At 58.2% G+C, this 25,682-nt stretch carries 38 protein-coding genes; 33 read left to right on the top strand and 5 right to left on the bottom strand.

Annotated features, from left to right (window positions below; translation table 11 throughout):
- The first annotated feature begins 2 nt into the window (after positions 1 to 2).
- The 13 genes from PIB16_RS15770 to PIB16_RS15710 all read left to right on the top strand — a co-directional run bounded on the left by PIB16_RS15770 (position 3) and on the right by PIB16_RS15710 (position 9,614).
- Positions 3 to 923: a S49 family peptidase gene (locus tag PIB16_RS15770; protein ID WP_271045869.1), complete on the top strand. Its 921-nt coding sequence runs from the start codon at positions 3 to 5 to the stop codon at positions 921 to 923.
- 155 nt (positions 924 to 1,078) lie between these two features.
- Complete coding sequence (locus tag PIB16_RS15765; protein WP_271045868.1) at positions 1,079 to 1,513, top strand: hypothetical protein; 435 nt, start codon at positions 1,079 to 1,081, stop codon at positions 1,511 to 1,513.
- Between the two features lie 3 nt (positions 1,514 to 1,516).
- Positions 1,517 to 1,900: a head decoration protein gene (locus PIB16_RS15760; RefSeq protein ID WP_271045867.1), complete on the top strand. Its 384-nt coding sequence runs from the start codon at positions 1,517 to 1,519 to the stop codon at positions 1,898 to 1,900.
- A 13-nt stretch (positions 1,901 to 1,913) separates the two neighbouring features.
- Positions 1,914 to 2,924, top strand: coding sequence for a major capsid protein (locus tag PIB16_RS15755; protein ID WP_080819385.1), 1,011 nt, complete (start codon positions 1,914 to 1,916; stop codon positions 2,922 to 2,924).
- Between the two features lie 40 nt (positions 2,925 to 2,964).
- Positions 2,965 to 3,423 (top strand): hypothetical protein, encoded by a 459-nt coding sequence (locus PIB16_RS15750; protein ID WP_271045866.1) that lies wholly within the window; start codon positions 2,965 to 2,967, stop codon positions 3,421 to 3,423.
- Between the two features lie 5 nt (positions 3,424 to 3,428).
- Complete coding sequence (locus PIB16_RS15745; protein ID WP_271045865.1) at positions 3,429 to 3,830, top strand: hypothetical protein; 402 nt, start codon at positions 3,429 to 3,431, stop codon at positions 3,828 to 3,830.
- Positions 3,817 to 4,545, top strand: coding sequence for a hypothetical protein (locus PIB16_RS15740; protein ID WP_271045864.1), 729 nt, complete (start codon positions 3,817 to 3,819; stop codon positions 4,543 to 4,545). Before PIB16_RS15745 ends, PIB16_RS15740 begins: the two co-directional genes overlap by 14 nt.
- 13 nt (positions 4,546 to 4,558) lie before the next feature.
- Positions 4,559 to 4,741, top strand: coding sequence for a hypothetical protein (locus tag PIB16_RS15735; RefSeq protein ID WP_271045863.1), 183 nt, complete (start codon positions 4,559 to 4,561; stop codon positions 4,739 to 4,741).
- Between the two features lie 5 nt (positions 4,742 to 4,746).
- A complete protein-coding gene (locus PIB16_RS15730; RefSeq protein ID WP_271045862.1) occupies positions 4,747 to 6,225 on the top strand; it encodes a hypothetical protein in 1,479 nt (492 codons plus the stop codon).
- A 49-nt stretch (positions 6,226 to 6,274) separates the two neighbouring features.
- Positions 6,275 to 6,646: a phage tail tube protein gene (locus PIB16_RS15725; protein WP_271045861.1), complete on the top strand. Its 372-nt coding sequence runs from the start codon at positions 6,275 to 6,277 to the stop codon at positions 6,644 to 6,646.
- A gap of 9 nt (positions 6,647 to 6,655) precedes the next feature.
- On the top strand, positions 6,656 to 6,976 hold the full coding sequence (locus PIB16_RS15720; protein ID WP_271045860.1) for a hypothetical protein: 321 nt from the start codon (positions 6,656 to 6,658) through the stop codon (positions 6,974 to 6,976).
- Positions 6,977 to 7,088: 112 nt separating this feature from the next.
- Positions 7,089 to 7,643 (top strand): hypothetical protein, encoded by a 555-nt coding sequence (locus PIB16_RS15715; protein WP_271045859.1) that lies wholly within the window; start codon positions 7,089 to 7,091, stop codon positions 7,641 to 7,643.
- A gap of 9 nt (positions 7,644 to 7,652) precedes the next feature.
- A complete protein-coding gene (locus tag PIB16_RS15710; RefSeq protein ID WP_271045858.1) occupies positions 7,653 to 9,614 on the top strand; it encodes a phage tail tape measure protein in 1,962 nt (653 codons plus the stop codon).
- A gap of 6 nt (positions 9,615 to 9,620) precedes the next feature.
- Here PIB16_RS15710 and PIB16_RS15705 read toward each other — a convergent pair whose 3' ends face one another.
- On the bottom strand, positions 9,621 to 9,980 hold the full coding sequence (locus PIB16_RS15705; RefSeq protein ID WP_271045857.1) for a hypothetical protein: 360 nt from the start codon (positions 9,978 to 9,980) through the stop codon (positions 9,621 to 9,623).
- Positions 9,981 to 10,060: 80 nt separating this feature from the next.
- Here PIB16_RS15705 and PIB16_RS15700 point away from each other — a divergent pair, with 80 nt between their 5' ends.
- From PIB16_RS15700 to PIB16_RS15605, 20 genes are all read left to right on the top strand, one after another.
- Positions 10,061 to 10,519, top strand: coding sequence for a DNA circularization N-terminal domain-containing protein (locus tag PIB16_RS15700; RefSeq protein WP_271045856.1), 459 nt, complete (start codon positions 10,061 to 10,063; stop codon positions 10,517 to 10,519).
- Complete coding sequence (locus tag PIB16_RS15695; RefSeq protein WP_271045855.1) at positions 10,519 to 11,142, top strand: hypothetical protein; 624 nt, start codon at positions 10,519 to 10,521, stop codon at positions 11,140 to 11,142. The genes PIB16_RS15700 and PIB16_RS15695 overlap by 1 nt, the downstream gene beginning before the upstream one ends.
- Positions 11,139 to 12,206 carry a phage baseplate assembly protein gene (locus PIB16_RS15690; protein ID WP_271045854.1) on the top strand — a complete coding sequence of 356 codons (1,068 nt, stop codon included), beginning with the start codon at positions 11,139 to 11,141 and terminating at the stop codon, positions 12,204 to 12,206. The genes PIB16_RS15695 and PIB16_RS15690 overlap by 4 nt, the downstream gene beginning before the upstream one ends.
- Entirely contained in the window at positions 12,203 to 12,691 is a 489-nt protein-coding gene (locus PIB16_RS15685; RefSeq protein WP_271045853.1) for a phage baseplate assembly protein domain-containing protein, read from the top strand. Before PIB16_RS15690 ends, PIB16_RS15685 begins: the two co-directional genes overlap by 4 nt.
- Before the next feature lie 10 nt (positions 12,692 to 12,701).
- Positions 12,702 to 13,238 (top strand): phage GP46 family protein, encoded by a 537-nt coding sequence (locus tag PIB16_RS15680; protein ID WP_271045852.1) that lies wholly within the window; start codon positions 12,702 to 12,704, stop codon positions 13,236 to 13,238.
- The gene (locus PIB16_RS15675) at positions 13,210 to 14,295 is read left to right on the top strand and encodes a baseplate J/gp47 family protein (RefSeq protein WP_271045851.1); all 1,086 of its coding nucleotides are present in this window, start codon (positions 13,210 to 13,212) and stop codon (positions 14,293 to 14,295) included. The genes PIB16_RS15680 and PIB16_RS15675 overlap by 29 nt, the downstream gene beginning before the upstream one ends.
- Positions 14,285 to 14,989 (top strand): putative phage tail protein, encoded by a 705-nt coding sequence (locus PIB16_RS15670; RefSeq protein ID WP_271045850.1) that lies wholly within the window; start codon positions 14,285 to 14,287, stop codon positions 14,987 to 14,989. The genes PIB16_RS15675 and PIB16_RS15670 overlap by 11 nt, the downstream gene beginning before the upstream one ends.
- 15 nt (positions 14,990 to 15,004) lie before the next feature.
- Entirely contained in the window at positions 15,005 to 16,117 is a 1,113-nt protein-coding gene (locus PIB16_RS15665; RefSeq protein WP_271045849.1) for a glycine-rich domain-containing protein, read from the top strand.
- A gap of 7 nt (positions 16,118 to 16,124) precedes the next feature.
- Positions 16,125 to 16,658: a DUF4376 domain-containing protein gene (locus tag PIB16_RS15660; protein WP_271045848.1), complete on the top strand. Its 534-nt coding sequence runs from the start codon at positions 16,125 to 16,127 to the stop codon at positions 16,656 to 16,658.
- A gap of 1 nt (position 16,659) precedes the next feature.
- Positions 16,660 to 17,079: a hypothetical protein gene (locus PIB16_RS15655; protein WP_271045847.1), complete on the top strand. Its 420-nt coding sequence runs from the start codon at positions 16,660 to 16,662 to the stop codon at positions 17,077 to 17,079.
- Positions 17,080 to 17,208: 129 nt separating this feature from the next.
- Positions 17,209 to 18,099, top strand: coding sequence for an FkbM family methyltransferase (locus tag PIB16_RS15650; protein WP_271045846.1), 891 nt, complete (start codon positions 17,209 to 17,211; stop codon positions 18,097 to 18,099).
- Between the two features lie 95 nt (positions 18,100 to 18,194).
- Positions 18,195 to 18,419, top strand: coding sequence for a DUF7940 domain-containing protein (locus tag PIB16_RS15645; protein WP_271045845.1), 225 nt, complete (start codon positions 18,195 to 18,197; stop codon positions 18,417 to 18,419).
- Entirely contained in the window at positions 18,382 to 18,969 is a 588-nt protein-coding gene (locus PIB16_RS15640; protein ID WP_271045844.1) for a lysozyme, read from the top strand. Before PIB16_RS15645 ends, PIB16_RS15640 begins: the two co-directional genes overlap by 38 nt.
- Positions 18,969 to 19,379, top strand: coding sequence for a hypothetical protein (locus tag PIB16_RS15635; RefSeq protein WP_271045843.1), 411 nt, complete (start codon positions 18,969 to 18,971; stop codon positions 19,377 to 19,379). Before PIB16_RS15640 ends, PIB16_RS15635 begins: the two co-directional genes overlap by 1 nt.
- A complete protein-coding gene (locus PIB16_RS15630; RefSeq protein WP_271045842.1) occupies positions 19,354 to 19,614 on the top strand; it encodes a hypothetical protein in 261 nt (86 codons plus the stop codon). Before PIB16_RS15635 ends, PIB16_RS15630 begins: the two co-directional genes overlap by 26 nt.
- Position 19,615: 1 nt before the next feature.
- The gene (locus tag PIB16_RS15625) at positions 19,616 to 20,083 is read left to right on the top strand and encodes a hypothetical protein (RefSeq protein ID WP_271045841.1); all 468 of its coding nucleotides are present in this window, start codon (positions 19,616 to 19,618) and stop codon (positions 20,081 to 20,083) included.
- Positions 20,037 to 20,393 carry a hypothetical protein gene (locus PIB16_RS15620; protein ID WP_271045840.1) on the top strand — a complete coding sequence of 119 codons (357 nt, stop codon included), beginning with the start codon at positions 20,037 to 20,039 and terminating at the stop codon, positions 20,391 to 20,393. Before PIB16_RS15625 ends, PIB16_RS15620 begins: the two co-directional genes overlap by 47 nt.
- A gap of 35 nt (positions 20,394 to 20,428) precedes the next feature.
- Entirely contained in the window at positions 20,429 to 20,707 is a 279-nt protein-coding gene (locus PIB16_RS15615) for a hypothetical protein (protein WP_271045839.1), read from the top strand.
- Positions 20,704 to 21,444, top strand: coding sequence for a hypothetical protein (locus PIB16_RS15610; RefSeq protein WP_271045838.1), 741 nt, complete (start codon positions 20,704 to 20,706; stop codon positions 21,442 to 21,444). Before PIB16_RS15615 ends, PIB16_RS15610 begins: the two co-directional genes overlap by 4 nt.
- On the top strand, positions 21,441 to 23,093 hold the full coding sequence (locus PIB16_RS15605) for a hypothetical protein (protein ID WP_271045837.1): 1,653 nt from the start codon (positions 21,441 to 21,443) through the stop codon (positions 23,091 to 23,093). Before PIB16_RS15610 ends, PIB16_RS15605 begins: the two co-directional genes overlap by 4 nt.
- Before the next feature lie 344 nt (positions 23,094 to 23,437).
- Here the strand turns inward: PIB16_RS15605 and PIB16_RS15600 are convergent, their stop codons facing one another.
- The 4 genes from PIB16_RS15600 to PIB16_RS15585 all read right to left on the bottom strand — a co-directional run bounded on the left by PIB16_RS15600 (position 23,438) and on the right by PIB16_RS15585 (position 25,509).
- Complete coding sequence (locus PIB16_RS15600) at positions 23,438 to 23,851, bottom strand: hypothetical protein (protein ID WP_271045836.1); 414 nt, start codon at positions 23,849 to 23,851, stop codon at positions 23,438 to 23,440.
- A 9-nt stretch (positions 23,852 to 23,860) separates the two neighbouring features.
- Positions 23,861 to 24,523 (bottom strand): SOS response-associated peptidase, encoded by a 663-nt coding sequence (locus PIB16_RS15595; protein ID WP_271045835.1) that lies wholly within the window; start codon positions 24,521 to 24,523, stop codon positions 23,861 to 23,863.
- A gap of 468 nt (positions 24,524 to 24,991) precedes the next feature.
- A complete protein-coding gene (locus PIB16_RS15590; protein WP_442866782.1) occupies positions 24,992 to 25,240 on the bottom strand; it encodes a dehydrogenase in 249 nt (82 codons plus the stop codon).
- Positions 25,241 to 25,269: 29 nt separating this feature from the next.
- A complete protein-coding gene (locus tag PIB16_RS15585; protein ID WP_271045834.1) occupies positions 25,270 to 25,509 on the bottom strand; it encodes a hypothetical protein in 240 nt (79 codons plus the stop codon).
- Between the last annotated feature and the right edge of the window lie 173 nt (positions 25,510 to 25,682).

Below are 25,682 nucleotides of genomic sequence, written 5' to 3'. Positions count from 1 at the left end.
TCATGAGCTTGAGTTATGCCCATATCGCCCAGCAGGTTTTTAATACGCCACTGATGTACGACGCCCGAAAAGCTGAGGCTTTTTTGCATGGACTGGGCAGTAGAATCGCGGGCGACACCGTTGTGGTTTCCAATCCCGGCGATGCTGTCAGTCATGTGGCGGGAGGAAACGGGCGTCCCTTGGCGGGAAAGGTTGGCAACCGTCTTGAGAGGGCCTACACGGGCGCCAATCTGCTACCATTTGATCTCTACCAGGGCGTAGCGATCATTCCGATCGAAGGCACCCTTGTGCACAAAGGCGGGTGGATTGGTGCTAATTCAGGGCAGACGAGTTACCAGGGGCTGCTTGCCCAGATCGCCATGGCCCGCCGAAGTCCTGATGTCAGAGGCGTCGTGTTTGAGGTCGATAGCTATGGAGGCCAGGTGAACGGTGCCTTCGAGGTCGCCTCGGCCATGGCTCTTCTGTCGAAGGAGAAGCCTACCATCTCGATCCTTACGGACTTCGCTTATTCCGCTGGCTATTTACTGGCCTCGCAGGCTCGTTCTGTCGTGATGCCGGAGTTCGGGGGGGCCGGTTCTATTGGCGTCATCATGTTGCATGCTGACTATTCCAAGGCGCTGGACGATTCCGGGATCAAAGTAACGATCATTCGTGCCGGAGGAAAAAAGGCTGACGGAAACCCGTATGAGCCTCTTTCCGCCGATCTGGCTGACCGCTGGCGTGGGCAGGCCGAAGTGATGCGGCAGAAATTTGCTGAAGTTGTCGGCAAAGGCCGCTCCGGACGCATCACAAGAGCATCCGCGCTCGCGACTGAGGCGGATATCTACGAAGCGAGTGATGCTTTGAAGATCGGCCTCATCGACGCTGTCGGTGACCCACTGGCAACCTTCGACGCCTTTGTGAAGGCGGTCCAACGGAGATGAACGCAATGTCAAGTCTGATAGATGCCATTCGGGCGGCGGTGCTTCCCGGATCGACGGCCGACGTTCTCATGATTGAGAACGAAGGTGAAACCGGCGCGAAAGCTCCGCCTTCCGACCCGCCGCATTGCGCGGCTCAACCCACCACTGGAGGTGACATGACTGTCCAACAGTCCCAGTCCGGCCCGGCGTCCGCCGCGGCTGGAGCACTCGCCGCCGTCGTCGCAGCTGCTTCCGGTGGCGACGACGGTTTCGCCGCGGCCATGGGCCGCATCAACGCCATTGCCTCCGCTGAAGGCATCAAGGGAGACGCCGGCCGCCTGAATGCAGCAATCGAGCTTGCCAGCGCGTCTCCGCAGATGACAGCGGAAGCCGTTATCGCCTTCGTGTCCGCGAATGTTCCTGCCGCACAGGCTGCATCCGCGAAAGCGGGAGAAGGAGAAGCGGGCTCTGCGAGAAGCTACGAGCAACAGCGTCTCGCGGCGGCCAACTTGGCCATGCCGGGTCCAGCCTCATCCGCTGCAAAGGCATCGCCGAAGATCAATCGCGACGCGATCTTTGCGGCGCGCCGTAACCAGACCAAGGGAGAATGATCCATGGCCACTTCCATGACTGAAACTCCGCGCGATTTGGCCGTCCTGCTTTCCGAAGCGAACGGATATCTTTCTCGCGAGGTTCTCACCATTGCATCCGGGGCCGGCAAGCTTCTTGCGGGCACCGTTCTCGGGAAGGTGACGGCGAGCAACAAATATGTTGCTTCTCCAAACGCGAGCGTCGTCGGTAAGGAGGGGGCGGAAACCGCCGTCGCTATTCTCGGCTACGAAGTCGATGCGACGTCAACCGACGTTAAAGCGGTCTGCGTCACCAATGACGCCGAGGTGAAAAATCCGATGCTGGTGTTCGACGCCAGCGTCGACGACGCAACCAAGCGCGCTGCGAAGCTGACACAGCTTCGTGCCGTGACCATCAAGGCCCGATAAGGAGATCTGATCCATGGCCGCACCAAACGCACATACCGGCGATCCTTTCAGCCTTGAGAGCCTCACCGCCGCCGTCAACGCCGAGCCGTATCGCCCCGGTCAGATTTCCGCAGCGGCGCTTTTTGAAGAAGACAGCGTTTCGACGACGAGCGTCTCGATCGAAATGCGCAACGGAAAACTCAGCCTCGTCGAGCCGACCTCTCGTGGTGGTTCCGGCGAAACGACAGGCGACGACGATCGTAGCAAGCACATCATCGGCGTCCCGCATTATCAGCGGGATGACAGTATCGCCGCTGACGAAGTGCAGAATGTCCGCGAGTTCGGTACTGAAAGCAGCCTCGAAAATCTTGAGGGTCGCGTCAATCGCAAGGCGCAGCGCCATGCACGGGATCTGACGATGACCCTCGAACACCAGCGAGTGGGCGCAATCAAGGGTATCGTCACATCCAAGTCCGGCGGTGTGCTCGTTGATCTCTATAACCTGTTCGGACTGGCAGTGCCGGCGGCTGTATCTCTGGAACTGGATGTCGACAGCACCGTCGTAACCAGTCTCTGGCAGGATGTGATTTACTCTCTCGAAGATTCTCTCGATGAAGCCTATGGCGGCATCAGGGTTTTTACCGGGCGCGATTTCCACAAGGCTCTCTGGCAGCACAAATCGGTCCGGGAAACATTCCTGTACAATTCCGGCGCAGCCGTTCTTCGTCAGGATGTCCCGGACAGTTTCGTCTGGGGCGGCGCGACGTGGGAGCGATACAAAACCGGTGCCAAGGCGACGGCAGATCTCGGTTCTCCCTACATCGCCCACAACGAGGCTCGGGTGGTGATGGAAGGTGTACCGGACCTGTTTATCACCAGGTTCGCGCCGGCCGATTACAATGAAACGGTCAACACCCCCGGACTGCCGTTCTATAGCCGTGCGATCGAGAAGCGCAACGGCAAGGGTTATGATCTCGAAGTGCAGATGAATGCAATTTCGGTTTGCACGCGCCCTCAGACGCTGCGCAGGTTGACCCTGACCTGATCGACCATCGATCCGGAAATACAGTCGAACAGGAAGCCTTATGGGCTTCCTGTTTTGCAGCGTCATGTTGTTTGGCGCGGTGAAACAGGAAGAGGAACTTTCCATGTCCAAGAAAACAATGTCGATCGCGTTCCCGCGCGGGGGGATTATCCCCGCTGCGGTATTGTCCCTTAAGGAAGATAAAGTGTGCTCGCCGCATGAGCCCGTCAAAGTGCCGATAGAATATGGCCAGCACCTTGTTGATGATCGTTTTGCCGTCGCTGTTACAGGCAAATCTTCCGACAGCGACGAAAAATCCGAAACCGACGCCGCAGTAAAAAAGAGGGCCGAGGCGGACGCAGCTGCAAAGAAGAAAGCCGAAGAAATCGATGCGGCTGAAAAGAAGGTCGAAAACGCGAAGGCTGCGGTAACGGCGGCTGGGACAGATACCGTCGCGCTTGATACGGCTCAGATCGATCTCAGGGCCGCCGAGGCGGAACTTTTGCTCCTGAAAGCTTGATCGCAATGGTTGACTGGGAAGCCGCACGGGCCTTCACGGAAGACGCCTGCGCGGCGACCTTCGACACGAAAACCGGCCGCCTGATCGGAAGGCGACCGGGTGCCACCGTCAATCATTCAGAACAGGATGATCCGGCGCGCGCGCCATTTGATTTCATGTGTTCTGTCGATCTCGAGCCGACAAGCGACATCATCCGGCGGTATCCGTCTGCTGACCCGCAGTCGGGCAACGGGGTCATCTCTTACGACGCCGTCATCACCGCCCATGTGGGATCTTGGCCATGGTCGCCCAGAATGGGCGATCATATCGTGATTGGCGACAAGACCTGGCGCGTTGAGGCCTCACGCAAGGACGGATCGAACAGGCCTGCGTGGTTTGTCTCGGAGGTGAGGAATGTTGGCGGCTGAAGCTGTGCGGCTGGTGGCGATCGAGCTACTGAGGCCGAGTGATATTCCCGAAGGCGGGAATTTTCCGACGCTGGCCGGCTCGCGTGTATTTGATAGCCGCGGGCCTACGTTGACCGAAATTGATCATGAGCGGAGATACACGCCCGTTCTCTCGGTCTATACGCAGAAAAGCAGTGCGGACGCCGCTGGCGCAGCTTCGGGTTTCGATGACACTGAAGCTACTGTTTCGCTGCTTGTCATGGCGGAGCTTGCGGTCATCACTCGCGAAGGCAGCACGGATTATGTCGACGCCATGACGGCAGGTACCGATGTTGAGGCAAGACTTGTTCTTGCTGCCCTGGTTGCGCAGGTTCGACGCCGTCTTGAATTCAGCGCAGCCGGAGCGCCATGGAGAAAGCTCGTCAAGCAGGTGTTGCGTGTTGACGAAGAGACCCACGCCGTCCCAGAATTCGGCCTTCGCTGGCAGCGGATTTTCTGCACCTATAACCTCGCAATCGGCGATGACGATTTCGACATGAGCCGCCCCGGCCTTCCGGAGCCGCTCGGGTCGGTTGCGGCAGCATTGCCTGACGGCAGTTACGCCAAACAGAAGCTTGCCGAATTGGCAGCCTGTTTTGCTGCTGAAAACCCCGATCAGTTGACCACTATCCATGGTGTGACGGCTGGGCCGGGCGGAACCTCGCTTGAAACAGGTCAAGACGACCTGATCCCCTGACCGGAGATTTCCAATGTCCAAGATTTACGTGGCGGCCGAAGGGTGCGCCATCCCCGGCGGCTGGCCGGAAGGTGGTCGCCCCATCGATCCGCTCTCGCGCCAGCATCGCCGCATGATCGAGACCGGTGACCTGGTCGAAAAAGAATCGCCCGTGGAAACGCCGGCCGAACCCGTGAAACCGTCCAGGAAGGATTGACCCCGATGGTGAACAACATTCCCGACAATATCGTCGCACCGCTGCTCGCCTTCGATATCGAGTCCGGCGGGCAGTTCTCGTCCGAACTGAACGAAATCCTGCTCGGTTTCGGCATCGCCGGCGGCGCTCTTGCCGAAGGCCAAATCGCCATCTGCAGCACGGTCAATGAAGCCCGCCGTCTTGCCGGTCGCGGTTCGATGCTGGAAAGCATGTTCATCCGTGCTCGCAAGAATGCGCCAGCTCAGGTTATCTATCTTGGCCGCGTGGCCGATACCGGCACGGCGGAAATCCGGACGTTGACCGTTGGCGCCATCCCTGCGGCGGGTGGGCAGGCTGTGGTTCAGATCGCCGGCGAAAGCGTGTCGATCGATATCGTGGCCGGGACATCGGCGAACGATACGGCTTCGGCGCTTGCTGCGGCGATCAACGCCTATTTCAACGCGCTCACGAAGAAGAGCCTGCCTTTCACGGCGACGGTGGCAACGAACGTTGTCACCCTTACGGCGCGGCACAAGGGTGCCTATGCGGGCCGGCTCGACATCTATATTCCGGTTCTGGAGGGCGGGAACGTCTTTACCAGCGCCAACCTGACGGCGGCGACGACCACGGCAGGTGCCGGCAATCCGGACCTTTCCACCATCCTCGCAGCGATGGGCGACGATCCTTTCGAGGCGATCGTTTCCGCATTCAGCGACGATGCCGCCGTGGCGCTACTCGATGCGTTCGTGACATCGCGCTGGGGATATGATCAGCAGCTTTATGGCCACGCGTTCTATCCCTTCACGGACACCGACAGCCAGGTGAGCACCAAGGGTCTGGCGCGCGATACCTGGCATCTGTCGCTAATCCCGATCCTTTCGGGTGGTGGCAATGGCACCCCGGATTACGAGGCGGTCAGCGCCGTTGTGTCACGGGCGTTGCCCATGCTCGGCTCCGGCTCCGACGGTCGCGTTTCCGCAAACCAGTCTGGCCTTGTCATCAGCGGCGTGATCGCCCCGCGTGATCGCAACTATTGGCCGGACTACGCCACCCGCAATGCATGGCTGCAGAATGGCGTTTCGGCATGGAAGGTGGATCGTAGCGGCAATGTGCTGATCGACAAGATCATCACCCAGCAGCAGACGACGAACGGCGTGCCTGACACCGCGCTTCGCGATATTCAGGCGGTCTATCAGCTGACCTATGCCCTGAAATTCATTCGCGCGCAGCTGGCCTACGAGCATTCCAACAAGGCTATCGCCGACGACAATCCGGCGAACCTTCCGACGGTCGTCACGGTAGCCGATATCAAGGCGACGCTGGTGCATGCCTGCATCGACCTTTCGCGGTGCGGCGTTCTGGAGTTCGGCAACGATATCGCGGCGCAGATCACGGTCACCCGCAACCTCGACAATCCGAACCGGGTGGACATCGTCCTGCCGATGGATCGCGTCAACCCGCTCGACATCTTCGCCGGTCTTGCCCGCGTCTACGCTCAGCTTTGAGGCGGTCTCCGCCTCTTCCTCTCTTTGATCCTATCTGCGGAGAACACAAATGGCAGGCAATGATTTCGGCGGGCGGATGACCACCCGTCTCGCGAGCGGCTCCCTTCTGTCGTTGCGCGGCAATTTCACCGTGATGTCGGCAGGCCAGTCGAACGAAGCTATCACCAACCAGGACGGCTCGACGGATCGTGTCGGTACGCCGACCGCGCCGCGCGCCGAGGTAACATTCAAAGACGCCAGCGATCTCGACTTCAATGCACTGATGACAGCGCCGCGCCAGAATTTCACGGTGCATGAGGAGTTCACCGGCGTGACGCATTATTTCTTCAATGCGTTTTTCAGCGGCGAACCGAGTTCGAACCGGCTCAACGGTGAATTGTCCGGTCTCCAGATCGTTGCCGAAACCTACCGGCGCGGATAAGGGGCAATCATGGCAGAGAGGATTATACCGCTCTCCCGGAAATATGAGTTTCCGGGCGTCGAGCCATTCTCGGAAGTGCGGCTTCGGGCGCCGACGTACAAAGAGATTTTCATGGATGGTATCGGCGAGCCGCGTGAGACCCATGTGGTTGCCGGTCAGCCGATGGTGGTGACGCATTACGAGGCGATTGACCGTCATCTCCTGAATATCTGCCGCTCCCCTTCCTATGACGCCCTTTCGGTGCTGGAAGCGCATGATGCAATCGAGGTTGCCGAGGCGGTGTGCGATTTTTTTATGCGGCAGCCAGAGTTGCCGAAGCCGTCGACCTGATGGTGTTCCAGTTCGGCTGGGACGCCACGATGGTGCAGGGCATGACATACGCTGAAATCGCGCATTGGTGCAATCGTGCTGTCATCTTCGACGAACGAAAGCGGAGCCGGTCATGAGACTGGAAATGAACAGCAGGGATTTCGAGGAACTGGAGCGCGCATTCAGGCGTCTCCCCGGCGAAATCCGGACCAAGGCAATGCGCCGGGCAATGACGCGCGTCGCCCAGACGGCGCGATCCCGCATCGTTGCGCGCCTCGGGCCGCACACGCAAATGCCGCGCGAGCTGGTTGCGTCGCTGACGACGGCGCATTTCAACGCCGGCGGCAACACTTCCAAAGTGGTTGCCGAGTCCGGCTGGATACCCTTGCAGCGTCTTGGCGCAGTGCAGAATGCATCCGGCGTCTATGCGAAGCTTCGCGGCTCATATCGGCACGCCTTCATAGCCGCCATGAAAAGCGGCCATGTTGGTGCATTTCGCCGGGTGCCAGGTACGCAAATGTCGTCTGCGACCGGCAAGCGCGAGCAGATCCGCGAATTGTTCGCGGCGAACCCGGCCCATGCCATCACCAACAATCCGGATGTCTATCTCGATGTCCTTGCCGGCGTGATCGAAGACTACTTCTTTCCGCGTGTCGTTCACGAGATCGAACGCCTCTTACCTCGATAGGATGCATCCATGGCCAATCGGAAAATCCGGGCGGAGCTTGAGATTGATGGCAAGGATAGCACCAGTCCGGCTTTCCGCTCCGTTGCCACCCGCATGGGCCAGATCGAGCGACAGATGTCGCGGTTCAATAAGACCGCTTCCGACTTCGACCGCAAGGTCGCGTCGATCAATCGGCATTCGGCTGGAATGCAGCGCGCCGCCGAAGGCTTTAACAAGGCCGGCACGGTGCTGCGAACCGGTATCGCCGGCTATGGTGCCTATGAGGTAGGCCGCGCGATTGCGGGTACGGTCAAGGATTTCGCCGCGCTCGAACGCCAGATGACTCGTATCGGCATCACGGCCGATGCTTCGGCCACGCAGACAAAAGAGGCTTTCGCGCAGGCGCAGCAGATCGCCAAGGAGCTGAACTACGATAGCGTGCAGCCCGCAATCGAGGCGATTGATACCCTTGTTGCCTCCGGCAAGTCGCTGGATGAGGCGATGGCGTTTCTGCCTTCCGTACTCGCCACGGCGCAGGCCACGGGTGCGGCAACGCAGGACATCGCCAACACCGGTCTCAAGGCCGCCGACGCCCTGAAGATCGAAACGAAGAATATGCAGCGCGCCTTTGACATCATGGTCATGGGCGGCAAGGCTGGTCAGTTCGAACTTAAGGATATGGCGCAGTACATACCGGGGCTGGCAAACAGCTTCGCGACGCTCGGTTACAAGGGCGAGGACGGCCTGAAGAAACTTGTCGCTATCCTTCAGACGATCCGCGAAGACACCGGCGATGCCAGCAGCGCCGCCACCCAGGCGCAGAATATCTTCGGCAAAATGTATTCCGAAGAGACCGGAAAAAAGTTTGCCAAGTTCGGCATCGATCTGCGTAAGGAGATGGAGGCGGCCAAGAAAACGGGTGAGGATGCCGTGACCGCCTTCATTCGTCTCTCGAATGAAGCGATCAAGGGCGACCTTTCCAAGCTGCCTCTGTTGTTCAGCGATCAGGAATTTCGTCTGGGTATGCAGTCCCTGATGACCAGTAGCGACAGCCTGAAACGGTTTATCGACACGATGAATTCCGCTGAAGTCAATGGCACGGTTTTCCGCGATGTGAACCGCATCTTTGGCGACACCCAAGCGTCAATCGACAGGATGTCGAATAGTTGGGAAAAGCTCAAAACATCCATGGGTGAAAGTGTGGCTCCTGCTGTCACACCGCTGATGGATGGCGCCGTAAAACAGCTGGATCGCTACAATGCTCGTCAGCGAGGAATGGAGAAGCGAGGCTGGGGCTGGTTCCGCAGGAACATGGGCATCATCACCAATCAGGAGGAGATGGATCTTGCCTATGAAGGTGGATACCGCGATGAGAAGTTTCTCGGCGAATATTGGGCGTCCAGATATGGGGCGGGCCGGGATGATCCTCGTCGCCCACGCGCCTCGACGGGTCGCCAGGGGCGTCCGGTGGTTATCGGCGATTTCCCGGGCGGTGGGCATGGGTATACCAACCGGACGTTGCCGGCAGGTTCTGCGCCAGTTCCTTCGCCTCGCCCCAGAGAGATTCCTTCCGGTCCATCAGCAACTAGCGATCTCCAGCGACAGTACCGCGAGTATGGGCAGGGTCGAGTGGCGGGACAGAAAATATCGACCGAAGTTGCGAACATGGATGTTTTCCGTGGAATTCGCGAGCGTCTCGAGCAGTCGACAGAAATTGCCGGTAATCAGGCAGGAAAGTCGATTGCCGACGGTGGCCAGACGGCTGCTGCCGCCATTGAAAGTGGATCGCAGAAACTACAAAACGCTGGCGAGAGTTTCCTATCTGGGCTGACAAGCGCCGCACAGACGCTCCTCGATGCAGCAAACCGGCTCCAGAATATTCGGATCAATGCGACCACGGTTGGAGCACAAGGTGGGAGAGCACTCGCAAATGCCGATACCGGCAGGACCTTCCCTCCCGAAATCAGCAAGCCTACCGGTGGTGGGTGGTGATTATAGTCACCGTGTCGCTACGATGCTTTCGATCCTGCATGTCGCTTTGACAGCGAGATCGTCGAAGCTGATGGATTCCGACGCTATTTCCTGTTGGGGCGGCACAGCGTTTGCCGCCCCGTTTGTTGCCCCGATGATCTTGTCATGGGCGTCAAAGAGAGTGCAGGCGTAGTTCGCGTTAAATGGTGTATCAGCGCGATTGGCGATGGACACGATTATCACGCTGCGGTTTTTTGAAATCGCTTTTACCTTCAGGGTCTTTATCGCGGCGCCATCGGTAAAAGAATAATCCGTCGGCCTGAAATCTTGCGCCAAGATGAGTGTCGGCGACGTAACCAAAGCGGCAGCAAAAATCAGTCGTTTCATACTCTGAGCTCCTCGTTCGGGCGTATTGAAACATTCGAATTGATGAATGTCGAGATTTCTAAATTTAGGTGGAACTTCAAATGCGAGACTGGGCATCAACGCTCCGGCCTGCCAGCTTTCGCGGTGTCCGCTTCTGGGTGGATTTCGAAGGCTTGTCGGGAGGCAAACGACTGGCGCGGCATGAATATGCTGGCGGCAGGCGCACGCGCATGGAGGAGATGGGTCTCAAGACGCCTTCCTTCAGCGTCACGGCGTATCTCCTTGGTGATGCCAGCGATGTTTCGGCAGCGTTGCTGTCGTCGGCCTGTCTGGCGGCGGGTCCCGGACGGCTGGTTCTCCCCATGGATGCGGGACAGCTTGCATACGTCGAGGATTTTCACCGGTCCCGTGAGCGGGATCGCCGTGGGTATGTTGCGTTCGAATTCACAGCGGTACCCGCTAGCGGCGAGGTTCTGGCCTCACTTAGCCTCGCCGATGTCGATACCACCTTTCTCGGTGCCTTGTCGGCGGCCTCGTATGCATTCGGAAGGTTGTTCTGATGGCTGCTGACAAACAGGCAATATGTGACTGGCTTGGCAGTCTCGCGACGACCCTTGTTGCCGATACACTCGACATGGAGAACATCGCTGCGCGCCTCGATGCAGCGCCGGCGCTTTCCGCTGATGATTTCGCGACGGAAAGCCTGTCGATAATGCGGGTCGTCGCCGAGAGTGTTTCGTCGGCATCCGGCTTCGATACCCTCCGATCCGGGCAATTCGAGGATGCGGAGACCACAAACGCAGCCTCTGTCTTGCTTGCCGTCGGACTTGCGATTGCAGGTGGGCGCGCGGATTGGATTTCCCGACCGCAGGCGCGCGCGGGCCGCGACCGGATTGCTTCCGCTGGCGATGCTGCCCTGACGGTTGTTTCGGCTATGGGTGCAGACGGTGTCGATCTTTATGTGTGGCTCTCTGCTCTGACAAATGTCGCGGTCCGACTGGTGTCGGATCAGGCGGCAGATGCTGTTCCGGTGGTTCGGGTCGAAACAGGTATATCGCTGCCTTCGACGTTTCTCGCTTACCAGCTTTACGGTGATGCCGGCAGGGCCGCAGGCCTTGTCGAGATCGCCGGCGTTTCCACGCCGATGCTTATGCCTTCGGCCTTCAGTGCTCTGGAAAGATGATGCAGGAAAGCTCGATAGGCCCATTTGAGACGGTTTTATGTGATGGGTTGCCTCCCGTCATCCGGATCAATATCAGGGTATCGGCTGAGGAGGCAGCGCGCAGCGCTAGCGCCGATTTCGTCATCACGGGACCGGGTCTGCCGGTCGCACCCGGAAAGCCGACCAGGATCACTGCAAGCGGAGACCTGTTGCTTACCGGCTATGTCCGTGATGTTGACACCGGTTACGATGAAGAAAGCCGGTCGCTCTCCTGCGGCATCGTCTCTCGCACCGTGGATTTTGTCGAATGCTCGGCTGAACATGCGAGCGGGGAAATTCTCGATAAGAGCCTCGACGACATTGCCAGGGATCTGGATAGCCACGGAATCGGCATTGAGACGGATGGCAGCGAGTTGCCGAAAGAAGCGCGCCACAAACTCATGGTCGGGGAGAGCGCGTTTTCCAGCATTGAGCGTCGTTCGCGGGGTCGCGGTGTTCTGATCCACGACACGCCGGATGGTCGCGTCAAGTTGGCGACGAAGCCTGCCGGAAAGCATGCGGGCAGACTGAAACGGGGTGTCAATATTCTCCCAGGCTCCAGCGCCAGCTTTACCGAAAAAGGCCGGTACAGCGATATCAAGGTTCGTGGTCAGGCCACGGAAGGCAGCGATAAGCAGCAGTTTCGCGGGCAGTCGTCGGCGAAAGATAACGGCATCAGCCGAAAGCGGACGCTGATCTTGCGGCACGAAGGTGAAGCATCCACCGGCCGCATGAAAAAACGTGCGGCATGGCACGCCAGACGGGCGGCAGGAAACGGTACTACCGCGAGTATCGTCGTCAGCGGTTGGCGCGATGAGGCGGGCAAGCTCTGGCAACCGAACTTTCTCGTCTATGTCGATGATGACTGGCTTGGCTTGGATGGCTGGATGGTCATCAAGGATATCGATTTCGAACAGGCTGACATGACGAAAGCGACGCTCTCGCTCGCTGATCCTCGCGCACTCGGCGGGGAAAACCCGCGAAGCAAGACGGCATCCGGTTACTCCGCCACGGCGGTCGATGAAGGGGACTTCGAGGACGAATGAGCGGCTTCATACGTTTCGACTTCGATGGCCGCCTTGAAGAAAAGGGCGGTCAGCAATTTGTCTCCGGGCGGGGCATGTTCAATGACGGATACACCCGTATCCATCGCCCCGAGCCGCATGGCTTTGCATCTTCGCCGCCTGCGGGATCGAAAGGTCTTCTGCTGCCGTCGCCGGGCAATCCGGATTTCGCGGTTGTTCTTGGGTTAGAGCATCCGGGCCACCGTCCGGCTGACATACCGGGTGGCGGATCGGCTCTCTACGATGCCTCCGGCAATATCATCAAGGTCGTCATGGGCGACGGCATCGTGGTGGATGTCACCGGAACGGCATTCCAGATCCACAAGGGCGGCGTGACGTTCACGGTTTCCGCCGCGGGCGTCGATATTCAGGGCGGAGCCGTCAGGCACAACGGCAAAGATATCGGCGATACACACCGCCACACCGGCGTGGTTCCGGGCGGTGGTCAAACAGGTTTCCCGGTATAGGAAAATCCACATGCTTCGCATCATACCTCTTGACGAGGCGGACGAAATCTATCGTTCGCCTGATCTCGGCTGGGACGGCCTTATTGGCGATCTTTTGCTGAACGATCTCGATCATGGTTCTGCGCCGGGTGATTTGCGCGCAGAGCAGGGTCTGGCAACGCAGGTACTGATCCTGCTTATGACGGACCGCCGCGTCGAGGAAAGCGAGTTGCGGGATGATGAGCAGAACCGGGGATGGCTCGGCGACAGCTTCGATCGTCTCGACGGCGAAGATGTTCTCGGTTCCCGCCTTTGGCTGCTGAGGCGGCGTTCGATTTATGACGGCATCGAGGTAGACGCGCAGGACTATGCCCGCGAAGCCTTGCAGCCCCTCGTGACACAGGGCGCAGTTGCACGCATCGATGTGACCGCCATCGCCAACCGGGCGGAAAACCGCCTCGACCTCGATATCGCGCTCTACGGCCGGGACGGCGAGACCGTGTTCAACCAGAAATTCGGACTGTTATGGAGACAGATAGATGGCGTGGAATATCCGCTCGCTGGATGATACCTCTGCTGCGGTGCGTGGCGCCTTCAGGCGATATATGACCGGCACGGATACCGCGCTGAAGAACAATTTCGTGACGATCGTTGGCAAGGTTCTGGCGTCGATCTCCTACGAATTTGAACTGCGCATGGGCTGGTTGTCGAAACAGATCCTTTTATCGACCTCGACAAGCCTCGCGTGGATCAAGCTCCATGCCGCCGAGGTGGGCATCTATCAGCGGTCCGCAACGACCGCGCGCGGAGAGATTATCGGTACGGGGGCAGCTTCGACGACGTATCCGTCAGGCATCCGCTTCATCTCCGGCAATGTCACATATGTTTCCACATTGCCGGTCACCTCCGGCGCTGACGGGGCACTGGTGGTGCCTATTGTCGCTGAGGTCAATGGTTCGGTGGGCAATCGTGCGAGCGCCGGCCTTCTGTCTCTTGCTGATCCCGGTCTTTATCCCACGCTCGGCACCAGCTGGGTAGTCGACGATGACGGGCTCGGGGGGGGGGCGGATGCTGAAGATGGGGACAGTCTCAAGGAGCGCGGACTACAACGAAAGCGCAATCCTCCTGGTGGCGGCACGCTGACGGACTATGAGCGGATTGTGATGGGTGTCTCCGGCGTGCTGAAGGCGTGGGCCTTTCGTGTTCCCGGTTCCCCCGGCGGCATCGTCGTTCATTTTCTCTTCAACGGACGAGACGACAATATTCCGCTTCCTTCCGACGTAGAAGCGGTGCAGGCGGTCATTGATGAGCAGAGGCTTATCCGCGTCGACGATAGCGTCGCCACCGCTCCAGTGCCTCGCCCTGTGGATGTGACCATCACCGGACTGTCCGGTGATACGGCTGAAATTCGGGCGGCTATCAAGAGCGGCATCACTGCAATGTATCTTGCCAGATGCCGACCCGGCCTTACCGGTGACAGCTTTACCGTCTCCCGCAGCTGGTATTCGGAAGTCATATCCGGCGTGACCGGAGAAGATCGGCACACCCTTGTCGAGCCGTCCGCCGATATCGTCCTGACCGGCGGGCAGTTTCCAGTAAACGGGGAGTTTGATTTTGGCTCGTGATCCGGGATTGAACACCATAACGACAGAGGCCAGCGCAGGCGCGCCTGCTGGCGGCGTTCCGTCTGCATGGGACAGTCTGGCCACGCCATCGAATGATGACCTTATCGGTGGCGCTGTTTCGCTCTGGCCGCCTGGCGCTGCCTTTGGCACGCCGGACGGGCAGGCAATGTCCCTGTCAAGCCTGCTTGCCGGTTTCACACGAGTGCTAATTTCGCCCTGGGAGTGGCTGTACGCGCGCGCGTTCAAGCTCGTCAGTGAAAGCACGGTCTTCGGTGTCGAGGAGATGCTCGCCGACTGGGAGATTGAGTATGGCCTTCCGGATGCCTGCGCCGCCGACGAGGAGAGTGTGGCGGCAAGGTTGCGGGCACTCGAAGCGAAATTGATGGCCGTCGCCATCGTCACGCCTTCGGACTTCATACGGCTCGCAGCATCTTACGGGTTCACCATTACGATTGAAGAGCCGGCGATTTTCGAATGCGGTTTCTCGGAATGCGGTGGCGAGCACACCGTCGGAAACGTCCGGCAGGAAGTTTACTGGCTCGTGACGGTGACCGATCTGGCGGTTGACTATTTCCGGGCCGGTGAAAGTGAGTGCGGGTATGACCCGCTCTTTTCCTATGGTGATGCGGAGCGGTTGCTTTGCCTCTTGCGCCAACATTCGCCCGCATGGGCGATCCCTGTTCTGGGAAATTAATCGGAGCCATCTACCATGAAATATCACGCCCCATACGGATCGACCGATCCGGATGCGTCTTACGTTGACAAGGATGTTCCGGGCGCCGTGCGCGGTTCGGCCGTGCCCGCGAAAGCAATTGAAGATCCCCAACGGGAGATCGTGAATGTCATCACGAAATCTGGAAAGGTTCCGGATAACGGAAACCAGCTGGCAAAATCGATTCAGTCGGGCTGGTTGAATTTCAGCGCTGTCGGCGGGACAGCGAACGCCCTCACTATGACCCTGTCTGAGGTTCCCGCATCGTGGGCCGATCTTGTGGGTACCCCTCTGCGGGGAATAATCACAGCCACGAATACCGGCGCTTGCACGCTCAACGTCAACGGCCTCGGTGCTAAGTCCATCAAGATCGACAACGGCAGCGATCCAATTGCTGGCGATCTGAAGTCCGGCTCCGTTGCTGTGTTTGTGTATGACGGCACGAATGTGCAGATACTGTTTTCTTCTTCGATGCTGAAGAACCGTCTCAACGCTGGGGCCACCATCGTAACCTACGCAGCAGCAGGTTCATTCCCTTGGGTAGTTCCTGCCGGTGTTCGCAGCGTGTTCGTGCGCGTGTGGGGTGCTGGAGGCGGGGGTGGCGGCAGCCAGAATCCTGGCGCTGCTGGTGGCGGTGGGGGCGGTGGCTACGCAGAGGGATATGTCGCCGTCACTCCGGGGGACACTGTGATTGTCACTGTCGGGCCAGGGGGAACAGGCGGCCTTAGTGGTGGATCCTTTAGCAACGGCGTTGCTGGTGGAACTTCCTCATTCGGACCGTCCATTTCAGCTACTGGCGGGGGCGGCGGAGAGCGTGCTGCGGCGAATAGCCAGGGCGTTAGTGGCGGTGGCGGGACAGGCACCGGCGGGTCAAGGCAAGCGTCAGGGGGAACCGGTTCATCTGGCACTTTTGTCCCAAACGCCACGAATGTTCAGCTTGGTGGCTCCGGTGGTGCAGCAGGCGGCGGCGGTGGTGGGGGCGGCGGCGCATCGTCTGGACTTGGTTCTGTCGGGCAGTCCCCTGGTGGCGGCGGCGGTGCTGGCGCGGGCGGCCAGGTTGGTTCGGCTGGTGCTCCTGGCACCGTGATCATCGAATATTTCGCTTCGTGAGGTGAACATGTCCAAACTTGCTCGATGTGAAAATGGCGTCGTCGCCGAGGTCGTTGAATTGCCAGATGATGTGAAGGTCGAAGATGCTTTCCACCCTGATCTTGCAGTTCAGTTCGTGGAGTGCGGAAACGACGTTGTCCCTGGCTGGCTCTACGACGGCAAGAAGTTCAAAGCACCGTCCATCCACGCAGCAACGCAGGATGAGTTACGCGCATACTCCGCTGTAAAGCGCTTTGCTGCCGAAACAGGAGGCATTGTCGTCAATAGGGTTCAGATCGACACCTCCCGCGACAGCCAGAATATGATCGCAAACGCTCATTCCTACATCGTCAATTCTGGAGCGGCTTCATCGCGGTTCAAATCACGGTCGGGGTGGATAGTCCTCTCCGCCGACGAGGTAAAAAACATTGCGCTCGCGGTAGGGGCGCATGTTCAGTCGTGCTTCGACCGTGAAGCAGAAGTTGACCAACTGATTACAGCAGAGACCATCAACGACTTCGCGATGGTCGATGCTGCATATAACAACCGACAGGAGACGTGACATGGGCATTCACTGGTTCCGGCATCCGAACAAGCTTATTTGTCGTAATCTTCTCAATTTCTCGATGACGGCCGACAGACAGGGCATCTTGGATGTTGATGCCTTGTATCCAGACCTCGTGCCTCCCGAAGCTAAAAGGCTCATGATCACGATGGAGCGAGGCTTCCTTCAGGTGCCGAGCGGTGGTTCTGGTTGCGTATCTCTGCGCATAATGCCGTTCGGCTACGACCTGGCAAACCCACTCGACATCGCAAAGTCGCAGCAGTGGGTGATCAACGGCATGGGCCTCGATGTAACCGCCCACCACATTGGACTTCCAGTGGAGCCTGATCTCAGAAAGTTCTTTTACGCCCTTCAAAGCACATGTCCGAATGAAGTTAACAAAATGATCATTGTTGACCTCTGGGGATATGAAACGTGACAATCATGGCGAGGGTGACCTCACAGTCCATGACGCCTGTCTTGGAGGCGCGGCCTGCCTTGACCTTCTAATATTCGGTGTCGTATGCCTCTCTTTGATACTAACACTGGTTGCATTTAGCGGGGGAATATGGGTCACCATCAGATATTCGGGTCGTTTGAAAAGTTCGGTGGCGTTTCGAATGAGAAGTTTCATTTTGACTTCATCGGAACGCAGATTGATCGGACCTTTGATAATGTCTCGTTTGAAATGGGAGGTGACCACACTGTTGCCTTCCCAACCATCAATGAGGAATACTTTGAGTGGATCGACGTCCTCCAGGCCGCCAAAGAGGCCAAAGGTAGTTTCGCAGTTGTTGAGCTAGGTGCGGGCTACGGGCGCTGGGCCGCACGTGCTTGTCTCGCCGCTCGGCAGTTGGGCATTGCAGATATCAACGCCATTCTGGTTGAAGCTGAGCCGGTGCATGCCGAGTGGTCCGCCCAGCATATGCGCAACAACGGTATCGACACTTTCAAAGTGTTTCAGGCCGCGATTGGGCCGGCAGTTGGGAAGACACAGTTTGTCATCGAAATGCCTGATCAAAATGGCGCAACAACCCCCGACGCATGGTATGGCCAGGCGCTCAATTGGACGGATGCGAGTCACCACAAACCAACAGGTAGGAAGTACCGGGGATTTGACGTTCATGACAACGGTACGGGCTGGGGCGTCATTGACGTGAGCGTGCTGCCGCTGGATCAAATCATCGCGGGAATAGAGATCGTAGACATCATCGATATGGATATCCAGGGTGCGGAGGCCGACGTAATCGAAGCATCGGTCGACCTAATGTCGGAGCGCGTAAAGCGCGTCCACATCGGCACTCATTCCCATCAAGTCGAAGATCGCATCCGGAAAGTCATGACCGAAGCCGGCTGGCACAAGGTATGGGATTTCTCCTGCGGAGCCACGTCGATCACGCCATACGGGGCTGTCGCCTTTCAGGACGGAGTCCAGAGCTGGCTAAATCCCAAGCTGTGATTTTCTCGTAACTCAATCTCGAAAAGGCTCGCTTCGGCGGGCCTTTTTTATAGGTAGCGTAACCCGCCACCATAACCCACCATCAGGATCATCTCATGTTCATCCGCAACTGGCGGCGCGTGCTTCTGCGCGCGTCCTCGATGTGGTGCGTCTATATCGCCGCCATCCTTCAAGTCGCCGAGAACGCCATTCCCTATATGTCGGATTACCTCCCTTGGTGGATGCCGATCGCTGTTCTGGTGCTCGCCCCTCTGTTCCGAATTTTGTCCCAAGGAGGCCTCGATGCCGATAAACAAGATCACGCCGACGAAACGCGCTAAGGCTGCGATTGCGACAGTGCTAGCCGGTATCTCGGCTGGCAGCTATGCGATCTACGACCGATACTCACCGTCTGGGAAGATGGATCCGGCCGTCGTTCTGGCTGTCGAAAAGGCGATCATTCCTTGGGAAGGGTTGGCTCTCAAATCCCATTGGGATCCTTTCGCCAAAATTTGGGATATTTGCTACGGCGAGACGAAGGGCATCGGCCCCGGCATGACGCGGACGAAACAGGAATGTAAGGATATGCTCCTGCGTCGCGTCTATAGCGACTTTCAACAGCCGATCCTCAAATGCTCCCCCAATCTGGCGAACGCTCCCGTCAGCGTGCGGGCTTCCATGATCTCAGGGGCTTATAACTTCGGCGTTGGCGCATGGTGCCGATCGACGGCGAAAGCGCGCGTGGAAGGGGGGCAATGGCGTGCCGCATGTGAAGCTCAGACGGCGTTCAACCGCGCCGGCAGGCAGATCGTGCGAGGGCTGGTCAATCGTCGTGAAATGGGTGACGCCCAGCGCATCGGCGAGGCTGAACTTTGCGTGAGTGGCCTCTGATGTTCGGTATTCTGGATTGGCTAAAAATCGGCGCCGGCGCCTGTGTCGGCATCGTCATCACCTCCATCTACTGGCTCGGCGTGCCGCTGCTGAACGATTATCCCGGTCTGAAAAATATTCCGCTGATCGGCAACCTGGCCGTCGGTCATGTCGAGACCGTCAAAGCTGAGGTGCTTAAGGGCTATGTCGTTCTCTCGGAAAAAACCGCAGCAGAAGCCAGGGCGCGCGAGTTGGAGCGGCAGATTAATGCTGCCGCCCGATCCCTCGAAGAGTATCGCAAACGCGCTGTAGCGGCCGAAAAGGCGAAGGAAGAGGCAAATGAACGACTGGAAAAGCTCATTGCTGAAGACGGCGGCGATGACGGCCTTCGCTGGAACGATGCTGATGTCGAATGGCTGCGCCAGCACTGAAGAGCGATTGGTGATGGCCGCCGAAATACAGGCAAAGGCTGACGCAGGTATTGCTCTCCCGGATCTGCCTGCAGAATGCCGCAAGCACATCGGGCGCGTTATTCCTAAATCTGGCGAGAAGGTCCGCTGGACACAAAAGCGTTGGGAATATAGCGCCGACGTGGCTGATCGCCAGATAGACGATTGCGCCGCCTTCTATGACGACACGAAAAATCGTTTCGAGAAGGGGCGCTGAGATGGCAACCGTTTCCGGCTACAGAGGTGAGGCGATGTGGGTTCGCATTCGTCATCGGTTTGGCCCTCGAATGATGGAGTGGTTTCTGGCGGGGCATATGATCCTGTTCGGATATGTCCTGCTTCTCCCGTCCCAAACATTTAACCAGCCGGCCTTTTCGGCATTCGTGGCCCTGGTGCCATCCGAAACCTTTCTCGGCTGGTTAATGTCGCTCATCGGTTGCCTTCGTATCATTGGCCTTGTGATCAATGGCGCGCGCAAAAATGTAACGCCGCAGATCCGGCAGTTCTCTGCGATGGTCGGCTGCCTGTTGTGGACTGGCATCTCCTACGGTTTCGCGTCTTCGGGTGTCATCAGCACCTGGCTCGCTATCTATCCGCTTTTTGCGGTCAGCGAGCTGGTCAATATCAATCGCGCTGCTCATGACCAGGGAGAAGCAAGGCATGGAACAAGTAGAGCTTCTGAGTAAACTTCCGTTCCCTGCTGTTCTGATGTTTGGGGCCACCCTTGCCGTCATTTTTTATGTCCGACATTTCGGCCTGAAGGCCGGAGAGAGTGCAGCAAGGCCGCAAAAACAGTCATCTGCCGAAGTTGCCGCCGTCATCGTCGACCCGACCGCCCTCAACAATGCAACCGAGGCTGTAAAGGCGCATACGGCCGAAGCCATAAACATGCGGAAATCCTTTGAGCGCGGTACCGAAAAGATCTGCGACGCCGTCGACCGGCTGAGCGATCAGATAGACGATCTCCAGAAAGAAATGATCCGCCGAAAGGCGTGATGTGTTCTCACCCCTTCGAGACCAAAGAGGAAAAGATGACCAACACGTTTCGCGTGGCCGGCGCCACGGATTACCAGCTTGTGGCGGACGGTGCGAATTACGCGCGCGTCGGACTTCAGGTAAATACGGTTTATCCTGTTTCGGTGTTCATCGGTATGGCTGCGCCCGCTAACGACACCGAAGATTTCATTTTAATGACGCCTGATCGGACACGCGAAATTGTCGTCAATCTGGCGGCTACCGATAAGGTCTATATCCGGACCGGCACGGCCACCGGCGTCGCCGCCCGTGGTTTTCGTGAGAGCCGTACATGAGTGGATTTTCCCTTGGATTTGGCCTGTCTCTGGGGTTGGCTGGCGGAAGTTCGGGTCGTTCCGCTGAGCGCTTTACCATGCCCATCACTAATTCCGGCGTCGCAATCATTTCTCCCGGCCGCCTTCTGTCAGTCAAAGTGGCCTCTGGTTCTCCGCCATTAATATCGATCTACGACAGCCCGTTCGCCGGTGCTGGTGTCATGCCGTATCAAGGCGCACTTGCCACTGGGGAAAAAGCCTCTGTCGATCTACCCATCATCAACGGTGTCTATGTCGATATGACATCAGCGCTGGGTCCTGAACTCGTTACCAATGGGAATTTCAACACCGACGTTTCCGGCTGGGCCGCGCAACTGTCTGGCGCGACGGTTACATGGCGCGATGGCAAGATGGAACTGTTCGGCGGCTCTGGCGGCGGTCGCGCAACGCAGACAGTCTCTGGCCTTGAGATTGGCGAAACCTATGTTTTCCGCGCCACAATGCTGGAGCCGAGCGCGAATTCTATTTCGTGCCGCCTGACGACAGACACGGCCGGTTCTTCCACCGGTCAGATTTATGGATCGGCCAACGTGTCGGCAGGGCAGTTGCTTCCGATTGTCACCTCGTTTGTCGCCGCAGCAACGAGCATAACCATTGCCGGTTCTGCATCGGCCGGCGTGACCGGCTGTTTCGACAAAATCAGTTTGCGGAAGCAGACGCAATCAACCGGAACCGTCGAACTGGAGTTCGCAGCATGAGCATCAAGACAGGAACTTCAGTTGGCAACGGCTCGCGGCGCAGCGTCTCCATCGGCTGGAAACCGGAAGTCGTCATCTGCATTCCCGATGCTCCGAAAATGGTTGGCGTCAAGATGCATGACCTGTGGGCCGGACGGACAAACGTGCTGGGCGCATCTAACAGCTATGCAGACGGCGCGACCTTCACAGAGGACGGCTTCACCGTTTCGCAGTCGCCCAAATGGAATGACGAGGGCATCACTTATCATCACCTCGCCATATCGCGCTCTGCTGCGTTGAAAATGGCGCTTGCCGGTTCGCAGGGCAACGCTATTGCCAGTCGGGTGATCAAGTTCGATGACAGCACCATCAACCTCGCCGCTGTGATTGCCAAGCGCGACAGCACGCGTGACGGCGTTCTTCAGGTGGGGTCGTCCACCACCGCGTTGCTCGGCGGAACAGCCCTAACGGAACCTGGAGCAATCAGCAATCTGACCACGGGGCAGTGCACGGTCTCAGCCTCTGGCTATGTCAACGAATATGACGCGGCGCAGGAGCTGGGCGAGGGTATTGACTTTATCGGGCTCGAGAGCGGTGCGAACTTCGCCACGGCGACGTATACTGGCTCCGGTGCAAACCGTGCTGTCAGTCTCGGCTTCCAGCCAAAAGCCGTCATCGTCGCCAAGATCAGCGGCACGCTTCAGGCCGCATGGATCAAGACCGACACCATGTCGGCCAGCGGTGCCAAGCAGATGTCTGCGGCGGCCGGTATCGTGGCGTCCGGTATTTCCTTCGACACGGACGGATTGCAGCTTACAGCCGGTTCTGCGCTCAATGTCAGCGGCGCGAACTATGTCGTCATCGCCTTCCGAGACCACACGGAAGCGCCAATTGCGGCACCAGCCGTCAAGAAGTCCGGTAAGAAAGCCATTTTGCTTTCTGCACGCGGCACAACGTCATGGATCAACTGTGGCACGGATAGCAGCCTGGTTATCGATGGCGCCATGTCGATGGAGTGGATGGGCGGTATCGAGCCGACCACCCGCGCCAACGCCAGCGTCATGATGTGGCGAGGTGCCGGCACGGCTGTCTCGGCGCTTCAGCAGTCGCTATTCATGGGCGCTATAGGCTGGGTTGGCCTTGCCGGCAACTGGAGCGGCCCCATCATGGCGGTTGGCTGTTCTGACCGCATGGACTTCGCCACCTCGTCAACCAACATCCTGAACCCGTTCCGAACAGGTCTCATTCCCGACTATGGCAATCTGATCCATTGGATCGCCACACACGATGGCTCGGGCGGGTGGATGTTATATCGCAACGGACAACTGGTGCGCCAGCGTGCGCTTGATCTGGTGGCAATAAACGGGCAACCGAACATCGACGGGCAAACAAGCCACCGCATGGTTCTGGGTGCCGCCTATAACGCTGGCGCACCGGTTCAGATGTCTCGGCAGCGCGTTTCTCTGGCAAGGCTCTACAATCGCGCCCTGACGCCTTCTGAGGTTGCCAGCCGCTTTGCTCGGGCCGGACTTAGCAGCTCTGAGGCCGACGTGACCAGCGGGCTTGTTGAGGAATGGGACGCTATCAACGCATCCGGTTCCACGCTTCCTGCGACAGTCTCTATTGCAAACAATGGGGCCATAGTTGGCGGCTCAATAGTCAACCTCTGAAGCTGTCGCCCTCGTCCTGTGGCCGGGGGTGCTCTTACTCATATTGATGACGCAAGCGTGTCTGTACTTGCAAGGCGCGACAAAAGGCGAGTGACACGCCGTATTGAAATTCCTCGCCGTTCTCGAAGCTTCCCAAGCTGAATATCGGTGGGGAGCTTCACACCCAACGAGAGGTGGCTAGGACGTCTTGAGCATATCTCTCTGCGGATAGTGTTCCCAACAATGCCACGATGACCTCTCGGCCTTGGACCGACTGAAACCGAAGCCTCCCCACTTCGTGCAACCGGGATGCTCGCAATAATGCTCTTCAATCACGCCGTCGCCGGCCTTACTGTTCTGGTCGCTCATTGATGGGCATCTCCGACTATGTCGACTGGTCCACGCGACGTTTCAATCAGCGGCCAGCGAACCTTCTTCTTCCATTCGGTTAAGGCGTCATCTGGTGAGGTGCAAAACACCCACTCTATGAAAGCGTCGGAAATGTTGGGGTGGTCGTAGAGAAGGGCGGCAATGCTCTTTCGTTCGCTGAACAATAACTCAATCCTTGCGCCGGTAGGTATGTCGTCGTCATCGGCCCAGAGTTCCATCGCGACATATCCGGAATATGCGGTGAGGTCCGATTCTCGATCGACCTCCGCGACAAGGCGCGGGTCTAGATCTTCGTGAATGGCTTTCTGCACGCCGAAGAAGTCACCGTCTTCCAGCGACGCCGTCGGGTAGACACCATGATTTTCCAGAATGTAAGGACGGATATGCATATTCGCCTCCTATTCGAATAGATCGGCCGTCTTGGCCTCGTCTTCGACGGGCAGTAACACGAGGCTGTCGTCAGGCAGCGGCCGCTGAAGCTCTTTCGCCTCTTCCCATGGCGCGGTCAGCCACATCTCCACATTATCCTTGTTTGTCAGAATGACCGGCATTGCCTTCGGGTGGATCGGTTTGACGATGCTGTTAGGTTCTGTCGTCAGAAATGCAAAGAGCTGGTGGTCGCCCTCGCGCGGGTTCTTTATCGAACCGCGGACGCCGTGCCAGTCTGTCCAAATGCCGGCGAAGAAGGCCAAGGGCGCTTCCTCATTCATCGCAAACCAACGCTTCGTCTTACGAGGCTTGGTGTCTTCCCATTCGCAGAAGGTCGTCCACGGCACCACGCAACGGTTCTCCGGCCTCAGCCACCGGCGCCAATGCGGGGAGGTGACATTGCGGATGTTGGTCACGCCGGTATCTGGCTTGCCTTGTGTGACGAACTGTGGCGAGGGCATGCCCCACGTCAGCCCGACCAGCTCCCGGCCTTTCTCTCCATTGCGCACTACTGGCGCCGGCCGGTCTGGATAGACCTCAACGTCTGGCTCGAGGTTAAGCCGCTCCTCCATTATGCCCACGATATCGCGGATGGATTCCTGGTTGGTCTTCACGCGGTACAGATTACACATGCTCACCTCGGCAATTTTGCAATTGTGATGTAGGAGCCGCCCTTCTCGCCGCACTTCCGGCACTTCAGACGGGGCTGTAATTCCTTGAGGGGCGTATTACCCCCGACCATCTTTGAAAGCTTCCAGCGTGGTAACTCCGTCACATGCTTGCACGATCCACAACCTGCGACAACAACTTCCCAAGAGCGTAGATCGAACACTCGCACACCGGCAGACTCTTCTTCTTGCGCCGCTTTCGCTGATCGTTCCTCGGAGGTCCAATAGTAGCTCATCCTGCATCGAGGTCCGAAGTCTTCCTTCGATTTTGGGCAGCCTATGAGCTTCTGTGCGATCATACGGAGAGGGCTTGGGGCCGGTGTCGCTGCAAATTCCGTTTTTACTGCGTTGCCATCAAATGATCGAAGAAGTTCACAGTCCTCGCAGATGACCCATATTCTTTTCCGATCAAGCTCCTTGTAATCGTATGCGTTATCGTTTGCTGTCATCCCGGTCTTCATTCGGTATCCAGCCTCTCGTAAACCCTCTGCCCATCGCGGCTGTCGCCAACGCGAGCTGCAACCGCAAATGCTGAATATCTTCTACCAGGGTCTCAATGGCGGCTCGGCTGTCTCCGTCGTGCCATGCAATGATGTGGTCCACCGGATCGGCTTCCGGTTCTCTTGGTTGTGGGCGCACGTTCTCAATCTCCGTTTCAGAGCCACAAATCTTCCCTGTCATGAATTGGCGCGCGCCCCCGCGCCGGTAAATCAGTCTGGCATTAGGTCGGCAATCTGGCCGTGCGAGACCAGCAGACGTGGGTTTGCCATGCTGCCGCTCTCCTCATCTACAGTCACGGCATAGGCTGCGACGCCGATATGGCGCGGTGCCATGGCGCTCGCCATTTTCTCGGCGGACGCCTGGCTGGTTGCGGGCCGCATATCGCCCGGTACAATGCCCGCGCGCCCTTTTTTGAACTGCACTACGATGATCTTTTCGGCGTCAGACATATCTATTGACCTCTCATTTGTTCTACAAATGTTCTCATTTTAGAAAAGAGTCAATATCGCATTTCCCGGCTTTACGGGTCGCCGGTTCGTATCCCTTGACCTACACCATGGAAAAGAACATAAGCCGCACGCGGACCGATTGCGGACCGTTTCACTTGAATTTGCCGGAACAG

The organism is Agrobacterium sp. ST15.13.015 (genome assembly GCF_027871645.1).
Classification (GTDB): Bacteria; Pseudomonadota; Alphaproteobacteria; order Rhizobiales; family Rhizobiaceae; genus Agrobacterium; species Agrobacterium leguminum.
The sequence above is the reverse complement of the archived record's forward strand: the minus strand, read 5'-3'. Positions and strand labels throughout refer to the sequence as shown.